Origin of the sequence: Mesonia aestuariivivens (genome assembly GCF_019311235.1) — a bacterium.
Taxonomy (GTDB): Bacteria; Bacteroidota; Bacteroidia; order Flavobacteriales; family Flavobacteriaceae; genus Mesonia; species Mesonia aestuariivivens.
Genome location: NZ_JAHWDF010000004.1, coordinates 205,137 through 229,868 on the forward strand (window position 1 = coordinate 205,137; position 24,732 = coordinate 229,868).

31 protein-coding genes are annotated in these 24,732 nt (G+C 35.8%); 4 read left to right on the forward strand and 27 right to left on the reverse strand.

The window, feature by feature from the left end; translation table 11 throughout:
- Nucleotides 1-18: 18 nt before the first annotated feature.
- The 12 genes from KW502_RS05555 to KW502_RS05610 are packed head-to-tail and all read right to left on the reverse strand — an operon-like array spanning nt 19 to nt 10,004.
- Nucleotides 19-381, reverse strand: coding sequence for a hypothetical protein (locus KW502_RS05555; RefSeq protein ID WP_219039539.1), 363 nt, complete (start codon nt 379-381; stop codon nt 19-21).
- Nucleotides 302-661, reverse strand: a complete 360-nt coding sequence (locus KW502_RS05560) for a hypothetical protein (protein ID WP_219039540.1) — start codon at nt 659-661, stop codon at nt 302-304. The genes KW502_RS05555 and KW502_RS05560 overlap by 80 nt, the downstream gene beginning before the upstream one ends.
- Nucleotides 658-1,068 (reverse strand): DUF5675 family protein, encoded by a 411-nt coding sequence (locus KW502_RS05565; protein ID WP_219039541.1) that lies wholly within the window; start codon nt 1,066-1,068, stop codon nt 658-660. The genes KW502_RS05560 and KW502_RS05565 overlap by 4 nt, the downstream gene beginning before the upstream one ends.
- A 1-nt stretch (nt 1,069) precedes the next feature.
- The gene (locus KW502_RS05570) at nt 1,070-1,444 is read right to left on the reverse strand and encodes a hypothetical protein (protein ID WP_219039542.1); all 375 of its coding nucleotides are present in this window, start codon (nt 1,442-1,444) and stop codon (nt 1,070-1,072) included.
- Nucleotides 1,444-3,303: a pyocin knob domain-containing protein gene (locus KW502_RS05575; protein ID WP_219039543.1), complete on the reverse strand. Its 1,860-nt coding sequence runs from the start codon at nt 3,301-3,303 to the stop codon at nt 1,444-1,446. Before KW502_RS05575 ends, KW502_RS05570 begins: the two co-directional genes overlap by 1 nt.
- A 2-nt stretch (nt 3,304-3,305) precedes the next feature.
- The gene (locus tag KW502_RS05580) at nt 3,306-4,565 is read right to left on the reverse strand and encodes a hypothetical protein (RefSeq protein ID WP_219039544.1); all 1,260 of its coding nucleotides are present in this window, start codon (nt 4,563-4,565) and stop codon (nt 3,306-3,308) included.
- Between the two features lie 38 nt (nt 4,566-4,603).
- The gene (locus KW502_RS05585) at nt 4,604-5,125 is read right to left on the reverse strand and encodes a DUF6712 family protein (RefSeq protein ID WP_219039545.1); all 522 of its coding nucleotides are present in this window, start codon (nt 5,123-5,125) and stop codon (nt 4,604-4,606) included.
- Nucleotides 5,094-6,272 (reverse strand): hypothetical protein, encoded by a 1,179-nt coding sequence (locus tag KW502_RS05590; RefSeq protein ID WP_219039546.1) that lies wholly within the window; start codon nt 6,270-6,272, stop codon nt 5,094-5,096. The genes KW502_RS05585 and KW502_RS05590 overlap by 32 nt, the downstream gene beginning before the upstream one ends.
- 6 nt (nt 6,273-6,278) lie before the next feature.
- On the reverse strand, nt 6,279-7,028 hold the full coding sequence (locus KW502_RS05595) for a hypothetical protein (protein WP_219039547.1): 750 nt from the start codon (nt 7,026-7,028) through the stop codon (nt 6,279-6,281).
- The gene (locus tag KW502_RS05600) at nt 7,028-7,627 is read right to left on the reverse strand and encodes a hypothetical protein (RefSeq protein WP_219039548.1); all 600 of its coding nucleotides are present in this window, start codon (nt 7,625-7,627) and stop codon (nt 7,028-7,030) included. Before KW502_RS05600 ends, KW502_RS05595 begins: the two co-directional genes overlap by 1 nt.
- 12 nt (nt 7,628-7,639) lie before the next feature.
- On the reverse strand, nt 7,640-8,707 hold the full coding sequence (locus tag KW502_RS05605; protein ID WP_219039549.1) for a hypothetical protein: 1,068 nt from the start codon (nt 8,705-8,707) through the stop codon (nt 7,640-7,642).
- 34 nt (nt 8,708-8,741) lie between these two features.
- Complete coding sequence (locus KW502_RS05610; RefSeq protein ID WP_219039550.1) at nt 8,742-10,004, reverse strand: hypothetical protein; 1,263 nt, start codon at nt 10,002-10,004, stop codon at nt 8,742-8,744.
- Nucleotides 10,005-10,096: 92 nt separating this feature from the next.
- Between KW502_RS05610 and KW502_RS05615 the strand changes: the two genes are divergently transcribed.
- The 4 genes from KW502_RS05615 (at nt 10,097) to KW502_RS05630 (ending at nt 11,253) form a co-directional block, all read left to right on the forward strand.
- The gene (locus tag KW502_RS05615; protein WP_219039551.1) at nt 10,097-10,381 is read left to right on the forward strand and encodes a hypothetical protein; all 285 of its coding nucleotides are present in this window, start codon (nt 10,097-10,099) and stop codon (nt 10,379-10,381) included.
- Nucleotides 10,378-10,599, forward strand: a complete 222-nt coding sequence (locus tag KW502_RS05620) for a hypothetical protein (protein ID WP_219039552.1) — start codon at nt 10,378-10,380, stop codon at nt 10,597-10,599. The genes KW502_RS05615 and KW502_RS05620 overlap by 4 nt, the downstream gene beginning before the upstream one ends.
- Before the next feature lie 176 nt (nt 10,600-10,775).
- On the forward strand, nt 10,776-10,964 hold the full coding sequence (locus KW502_RS05625; RefSeq protein ID WP_219039553.1) for a hypothetical protein: 189 nt from the start codon (nt 10,776-10,778) through the stop codon (nt 10,962-10,964).
- Between the two features lie 10 nt (nt 10,965-10,974).
- Entirely contained in the window at nt 10,975-11,253 is a 279-nt protein-coding gene (locus tag KW502_RS05630; protein ID WP_219039554.1) for a hypothetical protein, read from the forward strand.
- On the opposite strand, the gene KW502_RS05635 is transcribed toward KW502_RS05630, so the two are convergent.
- From KW502_RS05635 to KW502_RS05705, 15 genes are all read right to left on the reverse strand, one after another.
- Nucleotides 11,250-11,483 carry a hypothetical protein gene (locus tag KW502_RS05635; RefSeq protein ID WP_219039555.1) on the reverse strand — a complete coding sequence of 78 codons (234 nt, stop codon included), beginning with the start codon at nt 11,481-11,483 and terminating at the stop codon, nt 11,250-11,252. The two genes, KW502_RS05630 and KW502_RS05635, sit on opposite strands and share 4 nt — an antisense overlap.
- Nucleotides 11,477-11,743: a hypothetical protein gene (locus KW502_RS05640; RefSeq protein ID WP_219039556.1), complete on the reverse strand. Its 267-nt coding sequence runs from the start codon at nt 11,741-11,743 to the stop codon at nt 11,477-11,479. Before KW502_RS05640 ends, KW502_RS05635 begins: the two co-directional genes overlap by 7 nt.
- Nucleotides 11,744-11,745: 2 nt before the next feature.
- Nucleotides 11,746-14,604: a coiled-coil domain-containing protein gene (locus tag KW502_RS05645; protein WP_219039557.1), complete on the reverse strand. Its 2,859-nt coding sequence runs from the start codon at nt 14,602-14,604 to the stop codon at nt 11,746-11,748.
- The gene (locus tag KW502_RS05650) at nt 14,604-16,595 is read right to left on the reverse strand and encodes a hypothetical protein (protein ID WP_219039558.1); all 1,992 of its coding nucleotides are present in this window, start codon (nt 16,593-16,595) and stop codon (nt 14,604-14,606) included. The genes KW502_RS05645 and KW502_RS05650 overlap by 1 nt, the downstream gene beginning before the upstream one ends.
- Nucleotides 16,592-18,073 (reverse strand): hypothetical protein, encoded by a 1,482-nt coding sequence (locus tag KW502_RS05655; protein ID WP_219039559.1) that lies wholly within the window; start codon nt 18,071-18,073, stop codon nt 16,592-16,594. Before KW502_RS05655 ends, KW502_RS05650 begins: the two co-directional genes overlap by 4 nt.
- Nucleotides 18,074-18,075: 2 nt before the next feature.
- A complete protein-coding gene (locus KW502_RS05660) occupies nt 18,076-18,552 on the reverse strand; it encodes a hypothetical protein (RefSeq protein WP_219039560.1) in 477 nt (158 codons plus the stop codon).
- A gap of 79 nt (nt 18,553-18,631) precedes the next feature.
- Entirely contained in the window at nt 18,632-18,934 is a 303-nt protein-coding gene (locus KW502_RS05665; protein WP_219039561.1) for a hypothetical protein, read from the reverse strand.
- A 2-nt stretch (nt 18,935-18,936) separates the two neighbouring features.
- Nucleotides 18,937-19,107, reverse strand: coding sequence for a hypothetical protein (locus tag KW502_RS05670; protein ID WP_219039562.1), 171 nt, complete (start codon nt 19,105-19,107; stop codon nt 18,937-18,939).
- Nucleotides 19,104-19,541 carry a hypothetical protein gene (locus tag KW502_RS05675; protein ID WP_219039563.1) on the reverse strand — a complete coding sequence of 146 codons (438 nt, stop codon included), beginning with the start codon at nt 19,539-19,541 and terminating at the stop codon, nt 19,104-19,106. The genes KW502_RS05670 and KW502_RS05675 overlap by 4 nt, the downstream gene beginning before the upstream one ends.
- Nucleotides 19,538-20,113 (reverse strand): hypothetical protein, encoded by a 576-nt coding sequence (locus tag KW502_RS05680; protein WP_219039564.1) that lies wholly within the window; start codon nt 20,111-20,113, stop codon nt 19,538-19,540. Before KW502_RS05680 ends, KW502_RS05675 begins: the two co-directional genes overlap by 4 nt.
- Nucleotides 20,110-21,612, reverse strand: a complete 1,503-nt coding sequence (gene terL, locus KW502_RS05685; protein ID WP_219039565.1) for a phage terminase large subunit — start codon at nt 21,610-21,612, stop codon at nt 20,110-20,112. Before terL ends, KW502_RS05680 begins: the two co-directional genes overlap by 4 nt.
- On the reverse strand, nt 21,581-22,117 hold the full coding sequence (locus tag KW502_RS05690) for a terminase small subunit (RefSeq protein WP_219039566.1): 537 nt from the start codon (nt 22,115-22,117) through the stop codon (nt 21,581-21,583). The genes terL and KW502_RS05690 overlap by 32 nt, the downstream gene beginning before the upstream one ends.
- Before the next feature lie 76 nt (nt 22,118-22,193).
- The gene (locus KW502_RS05695; protein ID WP_219039567.1) at nt 22,194-22,613 is read right to left on the reverse strand and encodes a putative endonuclease domain-containing protein; all 420 of its coding nucleotides are present in this window, start codon (nt 22,611-22,613) and stop codon (nt 22,194-22,196) included.
- An 11-nt stretch (nt 22,614-22,624) separates the two neighbouring features.
- Nucleotides 22,625-24,076, reverse strand: a complete 1,452-nt coding sequence (dnaB, locus tag KW502_RS05700; protein ID WP_219039568.1) for a replicative DNA helicase — start codon at nt 24,074-24,076, stop codon at nt 22,625-22,627.
- Nucleotides 24,076-24,729 (reverse strand): DUF6291 domain-containing protein, encoded by a 654-nt coding sequence (locus KW502_RS05705; protein ID WP_219039569.1) that lies wholly within the window; start codon nt 24,727-24,729, stop codon nt 24,076-24,078. Before KW502_RS05705 ends, dnaB begins: the two co-directional genes overlap by 1 nt.
- Between the last annotated feature and the right edge of the window lie 3 nt (nt 24,730-24,732).

The following is a 24,732-nucleotide window of genomic DNA, read 5'->3' on the forward strand; positions in this document are numbered from 1 at the left end:
ATATTTTGAGATACTAATTTATAAACTCCCAATCATAAATCCAAAACCAAAAGCCCCCAAACCGATTAAAACAAACTCCCACCAAGAAGAAGGTTTCTTAATCGTTTTTTCAGCTTCGTATTGAGTTTCGAGAATAGTGTAGTTTTCTTGGAGCAAATTAAATTTCATTTGCTCGGTGTCGAGTGCTTCTTGCATTAATCGCAGATGATCTTCAAGGTTTGCATAACCATTTTCTAATATCATCAACTTTTTATTGAGCGTGAGGTTTTGCTGCTTGGCTACAATTGCATCTTTGGCCTGCTCAATCGTGATCTGGATAGTGTCTTGAGAATAGCTGTTGAATGCTATCAGCATCACGCATATTGCGAATAACTTTTTCATCTTGAGTTTGTTTTTTGTCAAGGTTTGACATTTGCTTTTGGATAGTTAATTTTTCAGCTCTCAAAATTTCGATGCTGTCGATGATCTTTTCTTTCACTTCATCAAGGCTGTCGATATTAATGAAGTTGGTTTCTTTCTTTTCTTCAAGCTGCTCATCGATTATCGATTTGCTGTTCTTCAATGCTTTATTTTCGATTGATTGCTGATAGTTGTAAGCTACAGAAGCTATTAATCCGAAAACCAAAACAAGTGCGAAAACTGAGGTTTTATCTATTTTCATTTTGAAGTGATTTTTAATTGAAATTCGCTACCCATCATTTTCAATAGCTGCGCCATTGCTTGAGTAGAATTTGTTACATCGATCACACCATCACGATTGACATCACTCAAATTCAAACCAGGTAAAATGCATCCGCGTATATCGGTGTAGTAATTCCCCTTGTGAATTAGAATGTAAGATCTTCCGGGAACGTTAAGTATGTGAAAATGTTCTCCAAATTTTGGACTGGTTCGTTTCTTCACTTGATAGTTTCCTTCAGGAATACAGCTGATATTTCGCTGATTGTTTTTCCAAGGCAATTCCAAGCAATCTAATTCTGCTTTTACTTCATTGTTATCGTTCAAAACAAACAGTTTTCCGATGGTTTGCTTTTCTTCGTGGCTGTAACGGTTAATGTGTAGTTTCATCTTATTGATTTTTTAAGCGTTCTCGTAATTTCTCATTTTCGACACTAAGCTTGGCTAGTCTTTCTTTCAGCTGACTGTTTTCGCTCATTAACTTAGAAATCTCACGGTGAAGCTTTCTATTATCTTCTTGGAGTAACATCAAAGACTTTCGCTGATCCCTGTTTTCAATCTTCACTTCTTTCAAATCATTTCTAAGATGGTCTACATCTTCTTTGATTTGCTTGGTAAGCGTATCATAAACAGCTTGGACATTGCTTAATGCATCAGCTTCCGATTTTTGAAGATCTGCTTTTCTGAATTTGTAGCCCGTGAAAAAAGTAATAACTGGCGCCAAAACACCAATAAACCATTCCCAATTGTCTATAATTGTTTTCATTAATCTTCTATTTTTTGAATAAATTCTACCGTCAAGTCATAATCAAGCCCCTCTTTCAAATATGCTATGACTAGACCATCAGATTGAATGAATAAATTAGATGTACCTGTAAGACTTGTAGCTGCAACACAACGCCTAATTCCATCAGGTCTTAATTCTTCTGGTAGTTGTGCTATTGGAAATTCTCCGTTTGCATTGGCTAAAAAGTTTGCACGGAAAATTAAACGCTCAGCTATTCTTTTGATTTCGAATGTGCCATTAAGTACATTCTCTTCAATTGGTGGGCAAGTTTGCCATGTTGTACTAACACGCATCCTTTCATTTAATTGGTTCAAAGTGATAAATTCATTACCCAACCTAGCATCACTCCCCGAAACCCGGCCTTTGTAAACCGCCACTAAAAGATTAGGGTCACTAAGACTATCTCCGCCTAAAATTGTAAGCTTAGGTAATATAGTACCATCGGTTATAAATTGAATTTTCCCATTTGAGAATTTCACTTCTGCTCTAGAATCTTCATCACCATAAGTTATACGATCTTGGCTGTATGTTACTTTCTCATTACCAACTTTGACAATTAGAGGATTGTCGGTAAGGCTTCCATTATCTGTAACTTTTTGGAGGGAAAAATTACCCAAATTGTTAGATAGAGTTTCTACATCTAACAGGGCTTGGTTCCATTGGTCTATTTCGGTTTGCGTGAAATCTCCTGAAGTCCATAAACGGCGATGTGTTCCCCAAACACCATTGTTTTGATTTCTTAAGTAATAATCAGTACCATTATTATGCAGCCATAATTGTCCGCTGTAACTAGATGAACGACCTAAACTTAAGACTAAACCTTGAAAAGCTGATGGCATATTAGCGCCATTAGCAGAGTAAACAAGTTGAGATTTTGTTATAGAATTAAAATCGATTGCACCTACATTTGGAGCAAAACCAGCTAAACTTGAATCAAGTGCAATATATTTAGCTGTGTGATCCCCCCAACTATAAACTTCATTCCATTGGTCTATATCTGATTGAGAGAAATCTGCATCCGTATAAAACTTTTTCCAATTTTCAAAATCTCCATCTGCTTTAGATGTTCTTATAACTGAAAAACCTTGATATTTATGTATTTTTTGAGTTATATAAGCACCTGTATTCCAAACTTCAACAACCATATTTCCTGCAAATTGGTAATATTGTGTAGGAAAATTTGTGATGTTATTTAGATTTTGAGAGTTATCGATTAAATAGAAACCAAATTCAAGGTTATTCAAATCGTCACCTTCCTCAATTTTTCCACGATAATACAAAGGTCTTTCATTTTTAAGGACAAAATCACCTATGGATTTTTCAGTGTCATTACCAGTTATTAATTGGTCTGCATCACCTGTTTTGTGGATTACTTCCGAATCATTCGCTTTTAGGTCAAGTGCTGCTTGCAATCCTTGTATGTTGGTAATTTGAAAAGTAACCGAACTTAGAATATTATTTTCTGTATCTCTCAAATGAAGATTGCTTCCTGAGAGCGATATAGATTTTGCAAGATTTGAAACGAATGAACTAACGGGTATTTCACTCAACAATTCATCCGCATCATTTCTCAATTCTAGCTTTTCAGTACTTTCATTATAAGTGAAAGTAGTTCCCTCATTGTTCAGCCATCCTACACCGACTTCACTAATCAAAACACCTGAAGCATTTCTAATTAATATTTTTTGATTTGCCATGTCAGCATACAAAACCATCCCTTCCAGATCAGCTATTTTAACTTCATTGGCATCTATGTAGCTTTTTAGCAGGTTTAATTTCGCTACAATGAAAGCTTTGAAAGAGCTTATATTTTGAATTATTTTTTCTGAAAAATTCATATTTAAAAATTAATTTCGTTTTCTGCTTCGCTCGTCCAGTCGGGTATTTCATCGGAAATTAACCCGATATTTTCTTGTGCTTGTTGTTGTTGTGAATGCGTGAGATCTTGCTCTATGTCGTAGCGAATTGATGAATCGTTATAGAACCAAACCTGAAAAGGGTTATTTTGAAGGTCAGAATAGTTAGTTATATTTGGAAGTTTCCATATTTTATAGCCATTATATTCAAAATCAAAAGCTTTTAAATCTTGGCGCTGACCACTTGCATTTATAATTTGAATTGCAAAATCAGTAAACCTACCGGCTAAGCTATTTTTCACTGCAAAATGATAAGGTGTTGATTCTTGGTCAGCTTCTATAAGATAGAAATTAGCGCCAGAAAATTGATTGCTTGCATTAGCGATTACATCTGTTAGAATGAAATCGTGCCTGTCGTAGAGTGACGAGTTGTAATCTTGATAAGTGACATTATCTGTGGGTTGTGGAGGAAATATAGTTTCTCCAGTAAGCAAATTAAATTCTTCTTCGAATACCTCGTCTGTTTGTAAACCATTTTCAATATTTCCTATCAAATACTTGTCGGTACCTATAAACACATATGTAAAGGTCTCTCCTAATCTTTTGCACTTAAAAATGTTATACACATCTTGATTTGTTGTGTATTTATCAGTCCCTTCATTTATGTATAATGAAATAGGCACATTTCCTATTTCACCAAGATTATACTCTATATTTTGAAAGTTTTTTCTTGTGTAGCCTATGTACAATAGATCATTAACAGCTACAGGTGTAGCGCCATAGCCATAAGTCCCCTTCCCCGGTTTAAAAATCCATAAATGTATTTCAGGGTTGTAATTTTCTACCTGGTACATTGTGGCATTTTTGTACATCTGGTATATCACCAATTCGTTACCACTTACGATGAAAGGTGCAGAACTACTAATTCTTGTAGCCACCTTTAAATCTCTATGCCCTGGTGAATTCCAGTTAATCCAAACTGATCGTCTGGTTATTTTTATGTTGTTTGAATTATTGATAACACCTCCATTACCGTCTGAAGAATCACCTAATTTTCTAAATAACGGCAAGGCTATTGCAGCCATCAATTCTATAGCTGAATTGTAAGTATTTCCGTTGTATGAAAACTGAGTATAGCTTGTATAGGCTAGTAATTCATCTTTCGTATCATAGGCGTTAACTATTCTAACTTTGTCACCAGAAACGTAAGCGTGAAAATTTCTCACATAGGTTTTTCCATTCAATCTGAACGTTTTTTCACCTGAATTATGTTGAATATTTATTACCATTTCATTGCTCGAGTTTCAATATCATTACCAACTGAAGAGGTTCCGCAATCTTGACAATCCTTATAATTAATTTCTTTGCGATCCATGTACTTGGCCACATTCTCAAAAAGCTTATTAGCATCTTGACGATGTGTGTAATACAGATCTTTCTTTTCGGTTTGGCTTATTGGTTCTGAATTAGGCGTTTTCTTGGTTACAAAACCGTGTGAAGTGCTAACAACGTTTCCCTTTAAGATGTAACGCGCATAAGCGAAGTATGAAAGAACCGATTCCAAACCTTCGTGATAGTAAGTTCCTTCTCTGTAAGTATATTCTTTACCCGGTAAAATATCGGTGTATGGCTCTTCAGTTGATTTATTTAATAATTCATAGTAGAATTCTTCACAAACCAATGTTTTGAGGTCAAACTCTTGAGCTTCACGAATAAACCGGTTAAATTCTTTTTCTGAACAACCGATCGCCACCTGAACATATTCAGCTGCTTTACTCTTCGTTATCAATAGGGGTTGTTTCATCGTTTTCTTGAATTGTTCCATCCTCCATAAGCTTATAAAGACCAATAGTCCAATCTCCTGAAGGATTAATATTTATATGATAGTTGCGATATAATTCAGAGAACAATCGCTCAATTCTTTTTCTATGCTTTGATGTTGATTTGTTGTACAAGCTTTCCGCTGCTCTTAGATCATCACCTGAAGAGTTTCCCAGCTTCCCCTGAACAAAATCAATAATTTGTGGAGGAATATTGAAAAAAGATTTTCTAATGAAATTAGCTGAGCTAGTTTCAAAATGTTCATACTTTCCAGCTTTGGTTTTGTCCTCCAAAAAATCAAATTTGAATTTTGATTCTTCACCGGCTTCACTGTTGAACTCGTCCTCTACAGTCAAAACTGAACCGGTATTCTCATTTCCGTAAACGGTCCTTACATTACCTTCAAATTGTTTTTGTTTTTGTGGGCTGTCAAACTTTTTGTGCCTGATTATCCAAGCATCCTTGAAGCCCTTTCTTACCGTTCTATTGAAGTGCAAGCCCATTGAAGCTTCAGTATCTGAAAACATATAGCATTTCTCAACTAAGCTTTCAGCATAATGACCTTTTAAATTGTTTAATTTGAAGTGTAATATTTGACCTTTGTAATTGTGCCAACCTCCATCACGCTCAACTTGTTCCTGAATAACTTCAGGGCGTGGATTGTAAGTGTCGAATATTTGTATTTTCTTTTTATCAGCTCTTCGATCCCATCCATCAGGATTGACAATAATTTTTCCAATGTATTTTTCGCTGTCCTCTTCTCCTAATCTGCAGAATTCATCCGGAATTACTTCAAATTCTGTTTTTTGATAGGCTGCATTGTAGCCTATTTGAATCCAAACCTCTTGATGTTTACTTAATTCAGGTGTAATTTCAAAAAGAAGATCCTCCGGTGTGAAAGTTTCAAGTAAATTATCAGTAGGTTCTTCAACCATTTCAGCCTCAAAACCTGAACCTCCAATAAAGGATTCATAAATTTCTACACATTGGCCAGTCGTAGGACTTGATTTAATTAAGTTCTCGACCAAAACAGGGTAAAGGTTATCTTCGCCATTGAAGATAACCCCTAACTGTTTGTTATATACCGGTTTTTTCTTCCGGCTATCTACTGATATTAATTTACTTTCCATGAAAGATTACTCTTTTTCAGTAATTACTTCTTTTGCTGCTACTTCCTTCACTAAATCATCTTTTGATGATCTTGAACCAAATTTGTAATTATGCTTTTTTGCATAACTCTTGATTTCGTCCATATTCAAAGGATCAATTTGCTCAGCCGTTAGATCACCAGCTTCATAGGCCTTTTCAAATTCTGCTTTGGCTTGAGCTTCCGCAGCTTCTTGCTCTTCCTTATCCTTCTGAGCAGCTTCAGCTTCTTTTCTTGCTGCTTCCTCTGCTTCTTTTTGAGCAGCTTCTTCCTTAGCTTTACGATCTGCTTCTTCCTGCTCTGCTTTGGCTTGAGCTTCCGCAGCTGCAGCTTCCTCTTCAGCACGTTCTTTTTTTAAGCGTTTGATTGCTCCTTCCGGCATCTTAGCAAAAAGCGCTGCACGATTAAGATTTTGCTTGAGAAGTTCCTCAGCAATTTCATCAGTGATGTTTAAATCTGAATAGTACTTGTTAGTACCTTTTTTGTGAATTGTTGATCCACTTTTCATTCGGTATTTTCTGTCCTTTGTACTCATAATCGGTTTATTTGTATTGATTGACTGTAATTTTTTAATATAACCAGGAAGCTCACTAGAGCAATGCTTACAAGCGTAACCAAAGTACTCTTCAAATGCTTCCAGTACATACTTCAAAAGGGGCTTACCGTTATGGCTTGCCCCGTTAATAATCTCCTTGGAACTATATTCCTGGATAATTGATATTTTATCCTTTAGCTCCATTAAGGTGTTGTCTCTGCAGGTTCTGTGTACTCAGCAGCTTCGATAAAAGCTAACGTAGTCGCATAATCTGTATCTTGGAAGATTTTCGGAGCAGTACCTTCTTCTTCACCTTCTTTGGTTGCCACTGCAAGAGTAGCCACACCTGAATTTGCGTTGGTGTCATACTCAAAAGAACTCATTAGCATTCCTGATTCATAACCAGCAAATTCAAATGCTAATTCTCCATTTTGTCCTCCATCCACTTTTTCAGAAATAGAAAAGATTCGAGCACCGTCAACGATCTCCTGAACGCGTTCACGTTCTTGATCTCCACGATATAAGATGTTAACCGTATCTGTGTGAGTAAATCCGTTACCGTAATCACCAACCACACCGGAAGATTGAAGCTGATGAGTTTTATCGTTACCAAGTACAGGATATAGCTTTGCGTTTTCTTTCAAAACTAAAGTGGTGATCTTATTACCACGGTTAGCTAATACAGTAGCTTCTTTATCAATATCCTCTTGGTTTCCGTACCATTTGCGCTTAATCCCCTGTTTAGGTTTGTAACCGCAAATCTTTCTGAAATTACCGCTGATACCAATATTGCAATCGTCCATAATATTCAGTTTTTAAAATGCTGCTCTAAGCGCATAAGGGTTAGGTATTTTAAAATCCATCAAGTAAGAAGCCTTGATGTAGAAGTTCTCATCTTTACCACCCACGTACTCAAGTCGTAGATCAGTAAGTGCTGCAGTATCATCTACTCCTATCTGAAGGTTAGATTTATCTGCGATCATCGAGAAATGAGGCTGATATAAATTTCCAGCTTCTGCATCTCCTGATTGATCGAAATCTCTGCGGATAACTTTATCGTATGCCCATTGCATATCTTTAAGTGGTCGGCTATCAAACTGAGGCTCGAAAGATTGCTGAATTGCTGAAACTCCACTTTCTAGTAACTTACCTCTGAATAAATCTTTGTATTTTTTATACAAAGTATGAGAGGTTAAGAGCTGATCTCCTCCTTCAAACTCTAATCCTTCAATAAGGTCATCGTAAATAGCTAAAGCTTCTTCTCCGGTGATCGCTAACTGAGCTGATTTTGTAGCCTCAGCATTCTTGGCGATATCGTCAAATTGCGATGCTAATAAAGGATTAGCTTTAAATAACTGAAGTGTTTTAATAAGACCAGCATCGATCTGATTATAATCCCCAGCTTCACCAATCGCATTTTCACCAAGAATATCATCCACAACGATATCTTTATTTCCGTGAACTGCAACACGAACTAAATCTCGTGCCATTGCTCCTGAAGTCATATCCTTAATAAAATCAAAGAAATCTGCTTCTTGAAGGTTTCTACGATCGTAACCGTTAGCTAATCCCCATTGAACGAATGCGCCTTCAAAATCTTGGTAACACATTTTTATTCTTACGTCCATTGAACGTGGGTTCCATTTTTGAGCAATTCCGTTAATTTCAAATGCAGTGAATTCAGGCTCACAACCTGCTTGCTGCTTTGTAACATATTCGTAATCTCTCAAGGCAACTACTTGCTGCCCTCCTTTTATTCCTGGAACAAACGTGAAGAACTCTTCCGCTTGTTGAAATAAAGTCTTTTGCACAATAGCATCACGTAAATCCTGTAAAAGGCGATCGCTATTGTTAATGTCTGCAAATGCTTCTATTAAATCCATTTGTTAATTCGTTATTTGATTGATGAATGATGAATTACTTTTTCTTACTCTTCTTAGCTTCTCGCTCAGCTCTCTGCTTTTCGATTTTAGCCTCGAATGATTCCTCACCGGTATCGGTAATCCCCTTACGCTCTCCTTTTTTCGGTGCGTTATATTTGTTCGTTTTCACAGTCTTTTGAAGATTACCAATTGACTTTTCGTGAGCAGAGAACTGATCGGTAACTAAATTCATCGTTTGAGAAAACTCTTTTTTAAAAGATTTGATTTCTTTCATTAACGTGTCAAAATTGCTTTCTCCTTCGCCTTCGCTACTGCTCTGACCTTCTTCTCCTTCACCTTCATCTCCGCCATCTTCTTCAGGCTCTCTGATTTCGGTGATCATTCCGGATTCATCGGTTACGATTGTTTTACCGTTCTGAAGTAATAACTCTTCATCTTGTAAAACAGAACCATTTGCATCTTGAACAGGACCATCACCCTCTTGTGGGGTTTCATTTTCTGTTACCACTTTAATCATATCGCCAGTGGCAAGTGTAAGATCGACATCGAACTTTTTATCGTCCTCTTTAGTGCCGAACTTCTTTTTCAATTTGTTTAAAAAACTCATGTTTGGATTATTATTAGATTTACGGTTATGATAAGCTTTATAGCGCTCCAAGAAATCCATAAATAATTCAGGTTTCTCGTTAGCTATTTCATAGATCTTCGGATTATCATCAAGGAATTGAGTGATGGTTACTCCAAAATCATTTCCAACTGAAAAAAGTGCATCGGTAGCTGCAGGATCATCGACAAGATCGGAAGCTAAAAGTGAATGAAGTACTTGAACGTTTTCCCATTCTTTCTCACCTTTATCATTTTCAATCTCATTCTCATACTCATCACCCATAATCACAATTGAATTACCGAACATATCTGAATTTGATTCGGCCATATCCATTATGTAATCGTACATCTTGATTCCTTTACCCTCTACTGAAGTCTTTTTGGTGATTGGATCAAGGGTGAGATCTGCATAAGCTTTTCTATTATCGACACGAAAGTTTTTGTATCTACCTACAAAAGTGCCCAAGGAACTAGCACACATATTTGGATGACCAAAACGAGACTTAACACCTTGAGTTTGTTCATTTCCTTTCTCAACAAGATCATCAAGAAACTTTTCATCGAAAAACGTGTAGTTTTTATTTCGGCCATACTTAGCAATCTCAATATTCTTAATCGTGCTATTCTCACGATCTACATTGACGTGCTTTTGTTCTGAAAAGTTAGGCGCTGATCTAAATTCTTTTTTCATTATTAGTAATAAATTATATTACTTTTCAAAAATATGTAGTTTATACATTAAATTGTTAGACAGACTTTTGTCGAATTACTTATATTTGAGGTATGATAGTAGTAATCTTAGGTTTAGTTAGCTTTGGAATTGCCCTGATTTATGGTTGGGTTAAGTTCTTTAATTGGATATGGCCAAAGCAGAAAAAACAAACTGCTACTCCAACTCCACCCAGCAATCCATATATCGATGCTCACAAGCGTAGGCAGCAAAACGATAAGTATTATGAAGATTATTTAAACTGGATGGATAAAACTGGAGCTGATCTTCCTATGGATAAGGTGAAATCAAAAGAGGAAATCGAATTTGAAAAAAAGTATAAACAAGCGCAACGATGAAAAATAAACCAATTATTTCTCAAGAAAACGGTGAGACTAAAATTGATATTAATGCTCTTTTAGAATTTACTAGACCTAAGTATTATCGGAATATTCATACAGGTATTGAAGGTCAATATATGAGAGCATTTTATAATCGTTGGGGAAAAGCTCTTGTAGTAAAAACTATTGAGGGGAGAGAGTATTTTGGTCCTGAGAAAGAATTTGTAGAAATTTAGATTAAATATGTATCACTTAATTTTATCAATTTGCTTTTTAGGGATTATCATTTTTATTATTTCTTCAATTGCTACTTTTGAAAGTAAATATCTAATAGGTGCTGTTGTTTGCTTTTTACTTTTTTTATTTTTTTTGAGATTACAAAATTTAGAAGATAACCAATAAATTTATATATATGGGAATTATAGAATTAATCAATATCGATACTGATGAACCAGTATTAGTTAATGTAGAGAAAATAGATTACTTGCAGAAAAGAGGAGAATATTGCGCTTTGTCTGTCAATGGAGATATATTACCGATTAATAAGTCTTATTTAGAACTTTCAAGACTTATAAAGCAAATTGTTGCTGAAAATTCATAAATTATTTGAAATGAAATACGAAACAACAATTGCTGTATATATTGACAATGAATTAAATGATAATGACTATGCAAGTATAGAGGATTTTGCAAAAGACTATTCTTATGTTAACAGCAAAAAAGAAATTAGCAGTGATGGAGTTACTGACTTTTCAACCGATACTATAGTTTACAATTCAAAACTTAATAAGAGCTTTAATATTAATAAGATACGAGTACAATTAACTGGAGTTAAAGAAGTAAGAATCGATTTATTTTTAAAAGAAAAACAAAATTGGTTTGTTGTTTAACTCTCCATCTTAATTACTACCCTCTCAACAGTTTTCGAACTGCATTTAAACTCAATGGATGTCTTGAAATAGGCATCCATTTTATTTTGGCCCTCTTCCATTAGCTCAAGAAAACGCTCGTACATTTCTTTATCGTTTAAATAACGAATAGGAACAATTCCTTTCCCTAGAAGCTTCTTGAGCATCCCTTCTTTTTCTAATTGCGATATGAGTTCATAAGTGTTTACCATTTATTAATCGGGCATTTTTCATTCTTGCTTCTAACTTTTGCCGATAGTGGGCATTTACATTTACTGCAATAATAGCCTTCAATCTCGTGCAACTTATAATCTCTAAGCATCGAGGTAAATTTACCTTTACTCAAGTGTGTACATTTATTTCCATTAGGTCCTGAAGTAGCACATATTTTTGAACGCTCTTTTGCAACTTCTTCAATTACCGGATTTTCTATCAAGTAATTCTTCCAACCGTTGAGAATATCTTTAATCATCGTTAGAAATCTGCTCCTTGCTCAACATTTGCAGCTCTAGTCGCTACATCTGTAATTTGATCAACTGGTACCACCGTCTGAATTGAATTTACTCGATCGGCCAATACATTGCCAAGCATATCATAATCAAATTTTACATCTCGCATTTTAAACCTTGGCGTTTGAGGATTTCTGATCACCGCACCTCCATTAGCAGCATAACTCACCGGCTTACTCAAGCTAACCCCACCGTGTTTTTGATTCAATGCTGAAAGAACTCCAAGCTCTTTAGATGCTTCACGTTTTAGAATTACCATTTTCTCACCACCTTGAGCTTCAACCAAAGGATTTCCAGATTCATCAAATAACTTGATTCCTCCAGAAGAATGAGAAGGTCCTTCAAGATCCATCGCAATACCTTGAGCTGCTTTTGGAACTTTAGTTTTTGCAATATTCTTTACCGCTTTAAGTCCTGAAGCTAAAACAACTCCAGTACTAATTCCCTTTTGAATTGTCGCAGCTGGTTCCGGTAATACTGAATCACTAGCCCAAACTTGCGTTACTCCTTCATATGTGTTCATCGTTGCAGATGCAATACCAGCAGCTTTTCCGGCTGCAGTCTTTTCTCCAAGTAATTTAGAAACTTCACCGAAGGTGTCAGCTGTTTGCTTTCTTATTGCTGATTCTTTTTTCTCTTCAATGTCTTCCTGAATATCAGCATGCTTTTTCTTTATGGCAGTAGTATCAACGCCTAATCTTTCAGCTGCAGCAAGTTCAGCCTCATATCTTTGTTGTTCCCTTGCTAGTTCTAAATCAAACTTATTTTGAAACTGCTCAGCTTCTTGTTCACGCTGTAACTCAAGTTCAAAGGCTTGCTTTTCATTTTTGGCTTGCTCGCGCTCTGCTCTTAGTTTCTCTTGATTCTTGTAGTTTTCATCATCTATTCGAGCAATCTCATCGTTATAATCTTGCTGATTGATAGCTCCCTCTTCAAGTCGTTTTTGCTGAAATTCTCGTTCAGCCTGTGCAATATTATTTAGACGATTTCTCTCCTCTTGAAATAATTGCTCATTAAGGAATTGATTAGAATCTAGCTTACTTTGATGAGAATCCTTAAATATTTGAAGTTCACGCTCTGCATTGGCGATAGTTACATCTATCTGCTTTTGAGCAAACTCATTTGTAATATTGAACTTTTCAGTTTCATATTCGGTTTTAGAAATCTCACCAGCTTCATATTCAGATTTGAGAATTTCTAATTTTCTTTTAGAAACTTCTTTTGCTACCTGAAGCTCTTCCTCTAGGCTTTTGGCTTTAATGCCTTGTTGAGCCAAATACAAATCAAGTTCTTGTTGCTGCTTCTCGATAGCTGCATCTAGTATTCTTTGCTTTTGTTCAATTGCTTTATCAGCTCCTTCTTTACGTATTGAATTCAACTTGTTTTGCGCTTCTGTAGTTTTTGCAGCCTCTTCTTCAAGTGCTTTGTCGATCTCTGCTAACTTAGTGGCAAGCTCTGCCTTTTCTGCATCTGAAGTATCATTTGCCTCCTGCTTTAATCGAAGTATCTCAGCTTCTTGTTTAATTCTTTCAATAGATCCTTGACTGATTTCTTTTTGAAGCTGAATAGCATTTGCAGCAGCCTCTTCTCTTACTTTTGTGGATTGTGAAATATCATCTGAAAGCTTTTTTTGCTCTTCAAATTCCTTTCTTAATTTGGCTTGTTGAGTAATATATTGAGCTTCAGTTTTCGATAGGTTTTGAGTAATCTCTTCAATTTGTTTACCACGTTCCCAAGCTTCGCCAAAACGATCTGCAGCTGCTTCACCTAATTTGCTGATCTTACCGGTTAGATCCTCCACTCCGGTACCAGCTTGAATAAGATCATCACCAATACCATCAAACTCAAAATTAAGCACCTTATCTACTATGTTCGCTAATGCTACGAATCTATTGATTAAATTCTGCTTGATCATTTCACCAAGCTGCTTGATTGACTTTTTTGGGTTTGAAATTGCTTCAAATATCTCTTCTCCAAATTCCTGAACGATTCCTAGAAGCGTTCCGAAAATCTCTTTCATTGGAGTGAGAACTTTGTTCACCTTATCGATTCCTGATTGAGTAGTGGTAAGGTAAGCAATTAAAGAACCAAGAACTACAACGATCGCTCCAATTCCGGTACCAATCAAAGCAGCTCTAAAAATCCTTAGCATACCGCTAGTGGCTTTTGTTGAAGCTGCTAAAAGCTTCTGAGAATTACTCATCCCCTCAGTTTCTGCTGAAGCGTTGCGGATATCACTAGCTCCTTGTTTGATGTCTGCTCGAAGCGTATTGAATACCGGTGCAAAGTTCTGAGTGATATTTGTTACTTGTTTGATTTCTTGACCGAAAAGTCCAGATTCCTCTAAAGCCTCTGTTACCTGCTCTTTGTAATTACCAATATTTATTTTGGTTTTCTCATACTCACTCGCATTATCTTTAATGAAATCGGTATTACGATCAATCTCAGCGTTTACTTTTTTTAAGGTTGCAGCTTGATCTTCATTGCTAGCATCTAACTGATTGGCAATTGCAATAAGTTTTCTATTGGCATCACGTGCCTGGTCCTTAGTTCTTATATCCTGATTTTGAATATGGATATAAGCATCGAGTACCTTTTGGCCATCACGCACTTCTTTCTTGTACTTCTTGAGTTCGATCTCTCCAAGGGTATAAGCCTCCAGTTGCTCTTGAGTTGCATTGGTTAAGCTATCAGTTTCAGTTTTCAAAGCCTTTTGACTTTTTTCTAATTCTGCAATCTGTTTTTTTGTTTGTGCTGCCTTGGCTAAAATCTTATCGACACCGATATCGATCTCCGCAATTTTTACATTCTCAGTATTTGCCATTACCTATTGATTTTGATTAGTTTACATTCTGTTATATCATCTGTGAGATGGCTCTTTTTCATTTTATCGACTAAGAACTCCCCTCCTTTTTGCTTTACGTATATTCGTTTTTTCAAATCGAATGAATCAAACTTTGAAATATTCAATTTGAATTTAGTTGTGATCAACAGCACTCTATTGAATAAGACATCCATTGGTGAATAATATTCTTCCTTGAGCTTTTGAAATGAGTAATCAGCGTTATCAACTACTCTTAGCTTTGTAGCTGAATTGGTTTCACCTAATTGTTCACTCCCGATATTTACTGCAGTATTTAAAACGCGTTCTTTCACGAATGAGAACCTTGAATCTCTCGCCTTGTATTCGATTACGGTTTCACCGTCCTCTTGCTTCACTTCTTTTTCCCATAGTTCCAGGACCGGGATATCTTCATTTTGATTTCCAATTAAAAATGGCACTGGAAACTCATTTGGAGAATAAGTTTTTGAAGTGATCACATTTATATTATCATCAAGGTTTTCATTTTCAATATCGAAATAGCCATCATTGAAATCTTGCTCCTCTCCATTGTATTTAAATCTGAAGTAATTTCGCTTAGCATAATCACCAAGTATATATTCTTCAGAATCTTCTTCCTCAGATCCAATATAAAAATCACTCCAATCTTCAACATCTCCATTGATGCGCTCATCGTAAGTAAGAAAATCAAGGTGATTAGAATCTTTTGAAGGGAATGGAGTGAGGCCAAAACGCCACATTATCTCACGATAGAAGTCTTTAGGAGTTAAGCCTTTGAAGAAACTTGTTTGATCGATTTCTGTTTGGTTGATCTTACTGACTTCAAGCTTAATATTGTAATTTTTAGGAGAAGACACTGAAAAAGAACTGCTACTATTGTAGAACCAAAATATCATAATCGTATCGCCAGCATTATAATATTGATCAGTCATATTTTCCCAGTCAATTTGATGCAAATTCGCCTCATCAGTTTGAAATATTGAATACAAATTAGCAATCTGCGTTTGCTCTTGTTGGTGTTTGTTTTTTCCAAGCAACACGATAGCCTTTTGAAACCCTAAGATATTAGTATCTAACGACCCGGTTACTCTTATTTTGTAATAACCATTTTCAGGCACTTGATAATAAGAATAAACTTGATTAGAATCCCAAGGACATATGTTGTATGACCCTTGATCAATGCTAGTTTCTACAGTTACAGCATCTGTATAATCATCATAGTTTTCATTTAAAGTCATTGGGTGAACTTTAGACCTTTCAAAGCCTACAAAATTGCTGATATTCACTTCTATATCAGCAAACACATCACCAGATTGACCTGATATCACTCCTTTTGGATACGTTAGGAATAAATCCTTATAAGCCTGAGTATCGAATATGGCCCCACTAAATGTAAAACCAAAAGTTTGAAATATCTTCTCCCAAAGAAATGAGGTTTTAACTGACGGGATTAAGTAATCTGTATTGATGTATTTATTTAAACCTATTTCGAAATGAGTCTTACCATTATAATCAGCTAATAGGTATTTGTAATAATCATTGCCATTCTCCCAATTGCTTTTTATTTCTTCAATGTTCTTGATATGGCTTAACTCTGGAATGTCAACATCTTCAAACTTTACATTGTCAAGCTCTTTGAAGAAATCTATATTACCATCGTATATATTTATATCGAAATCATTCCCTTTTTTACCTCTGTAGATAGTCCAACCTTTTGCTATTAAACATAAATTTCCAACAAATAACATTGCCGTATTCTTCTGATAAGGCATATTTGAATTAGTACCGGTCATTCCTAAACCTTCAAAGTTTTTTACATTTTTTGGAGTAGCGGGAACCTTGAATGATTTACTGAAATTAGTTTGACGCGATGATAGATTTTTTAAGCTGTTCACTTGCTTTGTATAACCAATCTTTTGACCGTCATACATATCCACTCGAAAATCATTTATATAAAATCTTATTTCACTCATAACGACAAGCTGTATTCTTGAAATTCAATCTTAACTCGTTCACGATTGCGTTTAGTTTTTAAGCTCTTATTATCTAATGAGCTGCTTCCAACCTTAACTCCTATCCATGAATCCTTTTCTTGCTTCTGAAATAAATTACCAACAAACATTTCTACACGTGGAGACTTCAAAAAGTCCTTGAAGTTTTGCATTTCCCAATCTTCAAGGAATTCCGTCATGAATTCCATTTCAATTGAAGATTCTTTTGCTGTTAAAGATCTAGTGAGTGTGTTTTGTATTCCTTCGTAATCAACTTTGATCTCCTTACCGTCTTTTACTTTATTCTTGATCGTGAATTCTTTTTCAAATCTTATATATCCCCAGCCTCCACGGTTTCGATAGAATTTGAAATATGGAGCGCAAACCGGCTCTTTCTTATTTACATAAAGCATCAAACTTTTTTCTTCATCCATCACCATTTCAATCCGATTGATACCTGTTTGAATTGGGAGAATATCATTGATTGTGAAATCTTCACTCCCTTGAGAAAAGAATAACCTATTGATGTGTTGTAATATATTTATCCCTCCTATCTCATGGCCTGTGGTGATATTTTTTAATGTTATTGTTTTTTCTAAATTCGAAAAGAAAGTGATATCAAATGGATAGCCATAGTAGTATGTAACCCTATGTATATCGTCTATTTTACCCTTAGGCAGTAATAAGTAATACTTATCGTTATCTATATGAAATACTGAATCTTTGAAATTTGCTATCTGCTCTACTGACTTTGTAAAATAGTATCTCAACATTTCAGTAAATTGACGTCCTTCAAGTGTTGCTATCAACTCTATAGACATATTTAAAAACATTGAATTATCTTGATATATATAACCATCCTCCTCTATATTGGGTACTATTTCATCTAAAAAGTTATTCTCATTAATCAAAGGAATTGCAGCCTCTTTTAAGTTCAAATAATACCCTTCTCCATTTACCGGGGAAGGGTAAATAGTTATAGGTAATTGACCGTTGAATTTTACATTAATATTTTCCGTTCCTCCTCTCTCTATATAAACAACATTATCATTATATGCGTTTAATAATTCTCTAGGGTTTGGTTCCGATATTAAAGACAAGCTAAATTCAGGTGAATAGCTATTATCTATTCCTTTTTCTATATTAAGACCATCGTAGGTGATCCAATAAAATTGCTCTGTTGGTACCGTTAAATATAGATACACATATTCTGAATCTATATCTGTTTCATAAGGACCATTACCTACGAGATAAATATCGAAAGCATCTTTGATAGCTTGATTTTGATCTGAAGTATTAGCTTTAATTTGTATATGATATTGCTCCGTTGGGTTTTCTTTAAAAAGAAATTGATCCCTAAGTCCATTCTCTTCTTGATTAATTGAATCTACAATTACTAATTGAGGGTTAGATCCATTAACAAAGCCTAAAAATTTTATTTTGATTTCTGCGTATTTCATAATTATGCTGCTTGTAAAATGTTTTTAAAATCTGAAACAAAATCAAACTCTCTCATATATTCTTCACCGATATCATCTAGCATCTGATAGATGTATTCACCTAGATAAAGCGTTACCACATCAGATATCACTTTTCCTTCGTTGTATGCATTTGGAACTTTGATTCCCTCGTTAGCTATCTTTCGGGCAATGATAAAGGCGAATTGTTTTTTCTTCTCAACAAAGATTGCAGGCAGCCCCCGTTTAACTTCAATCCACTCTTCAATAGCTTTTAATGGAGGAAAACCACCAGGACCGCGACCGTTTTCCATATACAGAGAATGATGAGATCCGAACATCAAAAGCTTATTACCTTTGATTTCGTACTCAAGTGATTCTGCAAACTTTCCTGAAGCTCTTAATCCTAACTTATCATAGTTAGCAATTAGATCTTTTCTGAATCGTTCGAGGTATTCCGTGTATATGGCTTTGCGGTTCATCTACTATTAATTGCTTTCCAAATACCGTAACAAGCAAATACCGTAACGGTTATTAGATATATTTCTACAACCCAATTCATTATTCAGCGAAGAATATTTTAGAAGGATGCAAGTAATTCTTTCCTTCACCATTTGTCATTTTTGATTTCTCAGCGCTTGGTTTCTTTTCGCTTTTTACTGCATAATGAATTTGGCACCCTGCAACGATTACGTGTGTTTGTTGGCTTCCTACCTTAGCATACCAGTTAGTGCTGTTACGATTAGTTTTTAAGCCTAAAACATTATCTTCAAGTATTTCAACCTCTCCCCAGACTGCTCGATATTCTTGACCGTCCGGAGCTAAGAACCAACCATCTGTTGTAATTAGATATTTTCCTTTCATAGCTATTTTTTTATTGATTTAACAAACCAAATCACTCCACCGATTAAAACCGGAAGTAACACCAAAGCAGCAAACACCCACGCTAAAATGGTAAGGTCAAAAAGCCATAGCATAAGTGCCAATGCAGCAAAAAATACGATACGCGCTAAGCGTTTTTTACTAGATCTTCTCATTGTTCTATATATTCAATTGTAAACTGTATTTTTAATCCGTCCATATTGGTGTCAAACTCATCGTAAACCTCAATTTTCTTCCATCGTTTGACTGTATAGCCATCGCAATTGAGATACCCTTCAAGCACTTTAGAAGCTTCTCCCTTGAGATATCTCACCGCATCCTTGTATTTAGTTTCTTGTGATTCATCACTAAGCTTTGAACGTACCATCAAAAGAAATTCACCGGTATAGGTTAAAGCTTCTGTGGCTCCGTGCTCATTAAGTTTATCCTCTTCATCGTGCCAAAGGAATAGAAGATACTTTTGCTTTTCTTCAAATGGAATTGATGTATCATCTTCAGCATCGATAAGGTTCTGCCAATGCTCTGCACCATATTGGAACTTATATCCAAGGTTATTCTCTGCAAATTGTTCTGTGTAATCGACTATCATTTTGTTTTCATATATTGTTCATCGTACTCACTTTGTATTCTACTGAGAAGCATCTTTCTCATTACCTTTCCGTAGGGCTGTTCAAGAACTTTCTCCCACTTTTCTAAATCTCCATTTGCAAGGCCATCGATTGCCGGAATATCATCCAGCTGATCAAACTCTTCAATACCTGCATTGATCTGTTTTTGAGTTGGCTTCTTATAAAGCTTTTGCATTTCAGCTTCAGCAATCACTTCCATTTCTTCAATGATCCAAGCGTATGCTGCAAACACATCAAACACGCTGCAGTTAAAAAATTGCATATCTGTGTGAAGTGGGAATACTGCTGAAATTATTTCTTTAACTGAGTTCAGCGTATTGATATGTAAACTCTGCTTGATCTTGATGATCCACTTGTACTCAATTTCAAAAAGATCATTCACTCTAGGCTTGAGATCATAATAATTGCCCTGGTAATTAATTGAGATCACTTTCTTAGGAGCAACATTTTGAAGCACAATATCAATGAGCGTTTTATCTTCAACAAGAAGATATTCAGCGATCGTTTTGTATTTGAATATTTCGTTTCTCATATCACTCCACTATCTCCCCAATCATCATTTCCTGTTTTTGTTTCTGTCTCAATAATCCCTGTCATACAATCGGGAGCATCATCCCTTTTATTTGCTGAAAACTCCTTCTTGTATTTGGTTACGTCTTTATAAAATTGGGGCCATCGAATATGCCAGTCATCAGGAAAAACCAAACAACGATTCACCGTTGCTGAATTCGAATAAATTCGACTTTCTTTGTTTCCGGACTGATGGAACCAATTAATCGCACAAGCTCTTTTAACCAAAGTCTGAACATTTCTCGCAAACCCTCTACCTCCATTATTACTTTCAATCTTTGCCAATTTTGTTTTTGTCCTTTTAAGCATTTCAGCTGTTTGAGGTTCTGTCTTTTCCATAGCCTCCTGAGAGTAAACCACATCAACCACGTAATAATGTTCATCGGTTTTACTGAGAGGAACATCGTAAGAAATTGAACAGAGGTAATCTTTACCCTTGTCTGCTGTATCGGTGTAATTCTTTCGAATTTTTGCCGGTGGTAACTCAGAATAAGTTTTGAAAGGGTTATACATCAAACCATCTTTATTAACCGGATCACCTTGGTAAAGCGCATCGAACTTATCGGGATCTTTATCTCTTGAAGAAGTAAGTTTTTTAATCGAATGCTTTTCAGGCCAAAGAGCTTCCCCTCTCTCACGCTCATCAAATTCATTCGGCTCATCTTCCTTAATCGCTGGCAAATTGATTTTTAAGAATTCTGTTGAATCTAAACTTTCAATGAACTCGTTAAGATCTTGCTCACCTTTCCACTCTTTCACATAGCCTTTATCTTCAAGAATTGCGATCAAATCATTTTCACTCCATCGCGTAAATACAATTAACTGCTGGCTATCATTATGCAATCGTGTTTCTGCTACTGCGGTGTACCAATCCCAAACTCTCTGCTGAATTATTGGTGAATTGCCTTCTTCCCAATCCTTATACAAATCATCAAGCAGTAACACATCGACAGGATCACCAGTCAACGGACCACCAACTCCCACGAATTTCATTGACCCATCACTGTTGATTGATTCCCGGTTCTCATTGGTATTTGCTTTTGCTCCGGTATAACCACGTTCAGGATATTGAACATCAGGAAAGATTTTTTTGTATTCTCTTTCTCTCATAATGCTCATAATTTCACGCCCAAACTTTTGTGCTTTAGTTGCTGCATAGCTTACTAGGGCAATCTTATCATCAGGACGTTTTCCAGCGATAAAGGCTGGCAACCTTCTTGAGCTTCCTTCTGACTTTCCGTGCTGTGGAGGCATTGAGATAATGAGGTTCTTAATAATACCAAGTGCAAACAGAGTTAATATTTCATAGAACTTTTTGTGAAAACCTTTCGGTTTAAACTTTTGAAATGTTGCCTCAGTGAATGATAGAAGATCTTCACTCGCATCTTCATAGTAGTTTTGAAGCAACAAAGCTTCAAGCTCCATTTGTTCATCCTGAGTTAGAGGCATTTCTTTTATCAATTAATTTTTGAATTCGCTTATCACGTTCCTCACGTGATTCAATCACGATATTTCCTTTTTGCTCATTGTCTTTCTCGTAACCGCCTAGATGTCGCATCAGTTTTTCAATTACTTCTAATCGGCTGTAGGTTTTAATCTTATCTGTATGGCCACCGATTGTCTCCAGTTGCTGAATCATCTTTCTCCCTTCAATCGGCATTTGGTTAACAGGCTTTAATTTTCCTTCATCATCGTAAAGGGATCCAATATCAAACCGAGCCATCGAGGAAAGCATTTGAATAAGATCATCGAGTTCAACTCTATTTCGTTCAGCTGCTTGTTTTTGTAATTCTTCAACGCGCTGGGTTACTCTAGGTCGCTGATAAACTTTTATTGCAGCACGGTTAATGGTTGAAGGTTTAGCTCGTTTGGTTGAATACACTTCACGATAAGCTGCAGATTTATTGCCTATCAAAATATAGGCTTGGCAGAATGCTTCTTCTTTATCTGTGAGTTTTTCCTTCATCGTGTTATTGAACGATATTCAATTTTATCGGTTTGGTAGCCGATTATTATAAGCAAATTTATTCAAAGGTAATATATTATATTACTTTTTCTTTAAAATATTTTAAATCGTTTGATAATTGCTGATAGTTTTTAGCGGTGTATCTCAATACTTTCCAACCTTTCAGCTGTGCAAGATTGTATTTTACGCAATCCTTGGTATATCCCCCAATTGTGGTATGCCCTGATTTATTACTAAAAATCCCTTCGTATTCGATAGCAAGCTTCCATTGAGGAATTGCCCAGTCAAAACGAAATTGTCTTACATCGTCAAACTGCAGCTCCTCCACATAATCTGGAATGATCCCCTCCCGATGGAAAAGCCAAAGTATTTTTTTGATTGTTTCTTTCTCAACTGAAATCTTTTCAATTTTTGGAAGCTTAACCTTTGGCTTTGATTCAGGCTTGTAGTTGTGATTGAGGTTTTTCTTCTTGAGATCGCTTATAGTCCAGCTCATAGATTAGAATTTTAGAAAGGCAGATCATCGTGATCCTCTTCTGGTTTAATTGGTTCATCAAATGCGTTTGATAAATTATTATTTGGTTGTGGTCGCGATGGTTCAAAGATATCGTCATTGTCAAAATCCTGATCAGGCTCATCGATATCTGAAAACCTGGTATATTTCCCTTCGAACTTCATTCGATTCTTAACTAAACCGCCATTTCTGTTTTTGGCCACTATGTATTCAGCCTCACCGATACAAGAAATTCCATCGTAATTATCCCACGTATCGCTTCCGTAATATTCAGGTCTATAAATAAATTGCACAACGTCCGCATCCTGCTCGATCGCTCCTGATTCTCTCAAGTCGCTCAACATTGGTCTTTTATTGCCTCCACGGGTTTCCACTGCTCTCGACAATTGAGACAATGCAATCACTGGTAATTCAAGCTCTAAGGCTATCATTTTAAGTCCTCGTGATATCTTGCTAATCTCTTGCTCACGGTTCTTGCTGTTACCGTCCATCAACTGTAAATAATCCACGATGATCATTTTCACGTTGTGGTTTTTAACAAGCTTCTTAGCTTTAACTCTAAGCGTTTGAATATTCAGTGAAGAAGTATCATCGATGTGAAAAGGAATTTTCTCAAACTCCATCATTCGGGCCATAATCCTAGACTGTTCATCAGGGCTTAATCCGTCCTTGGTAAACTTATCATTATCGATTCTAAGATCCATTGACCAAAGTCGAGATAACAATCTTGAGGCGGTCATTTCAAGAGAGAAGAAAGCAACCGGTATTCCTGCAAGAGCTGCCACCCATCCAGCTTTTAAAGCGAATGCAGTTTTTCCCATACCCGGACGTGCTGCCAAAATGATCAATTCACCGTTTCTCCAACCTCCCATTCTTGAGGTGAGTAACTTGATCGGAGTTTCAATACCTGGCTTTATTTCATTTCGGAATAACTTACCACCGTAATCAATAATTTCAGCAGTTAGCTCTTTGATGTCGATCTCTTTGTTTCTGATGATTAGGTTTGAAACTTCACCAAGATGATCAAAAGCTTTATCCAAAAGTTCAAGAGAATCAACCCCATCATCGTAAGCATTTTCAATAATCGCAGAGGAATTTGAAATCAGTTCACGCTGAATATATTTCTGCATTAATATTCTACCGTGATGATCAATGTGAGCAGATGAAGAAATCTTTTGCGTTAGTTCAATCAAATGAAAATCGCCTCCAACCATTGCTAGATCCTTAGACTTTTTAAGCTGGTTAGAAACTGTTTTTAAATCAATAGCTTCATTAGCATCATAAAGGGTTTGAATAGCTTTGAAAATGAGCTTATTTTTCTCTTGGTAGAAGATATCCTGTCTTAGATAATCCATAACATCATCAGTAGCTCTGCTATCGATTAGAAGTGCACCGATTACGATTTCTTCAATTTCTTGATCCTGTGGTGGTAATTTGCCTTTCATTATCCTGTTGGAATATTTTTGTAGAAATTATCTACATCGTTGGTTGTGGTATTGTGTTTTGCGTATTTGTTTTGGTTGTCAATCCAATTTCTTGAGTATTTACCTAGTCTAGCGAATAGCTTTTTATCAGTCCATTCGAGATCTTCTTGATCAATTGTATCGTTGAAATCATCTGTAAACTTTTGTTTGTTTTCGATATTCTTTCCGTATCTCATCACAAAATCAGTTTCGAATCTTGAGGGATAATTATTTTTGAGAAAATCTAGCGCGCGTTTATTACTCTCTTTAGAGAGTATATTTACATTATCATTTACATTACCATTATCATTATCATTTACAGCTTGATTTGATTGGTTTTGCTTAGCATCTGAAGCATTTGCTTGTTTTGCTTTCTTTTGTGTTTTTTTTCCTCCTTTTCTTCCAGCTTCAGCACGCTTTTTTTTGATATCCTCATACTTACCCAAATCTCTTTTAAGCTGCTGTTTAATTGGCTGGAACAATATTTTAAGCATACGATCATCCATTTCGGGATTCTCATCATTAACATACCTAAGCAAATGCTTGATTAGCTTACCAGCTTCTTCATCTGATAACATTTCAAACGTTTCACTCCATTCGGTATATGCTACAAAGCTTTTCTTATCTTTTGCCATTGC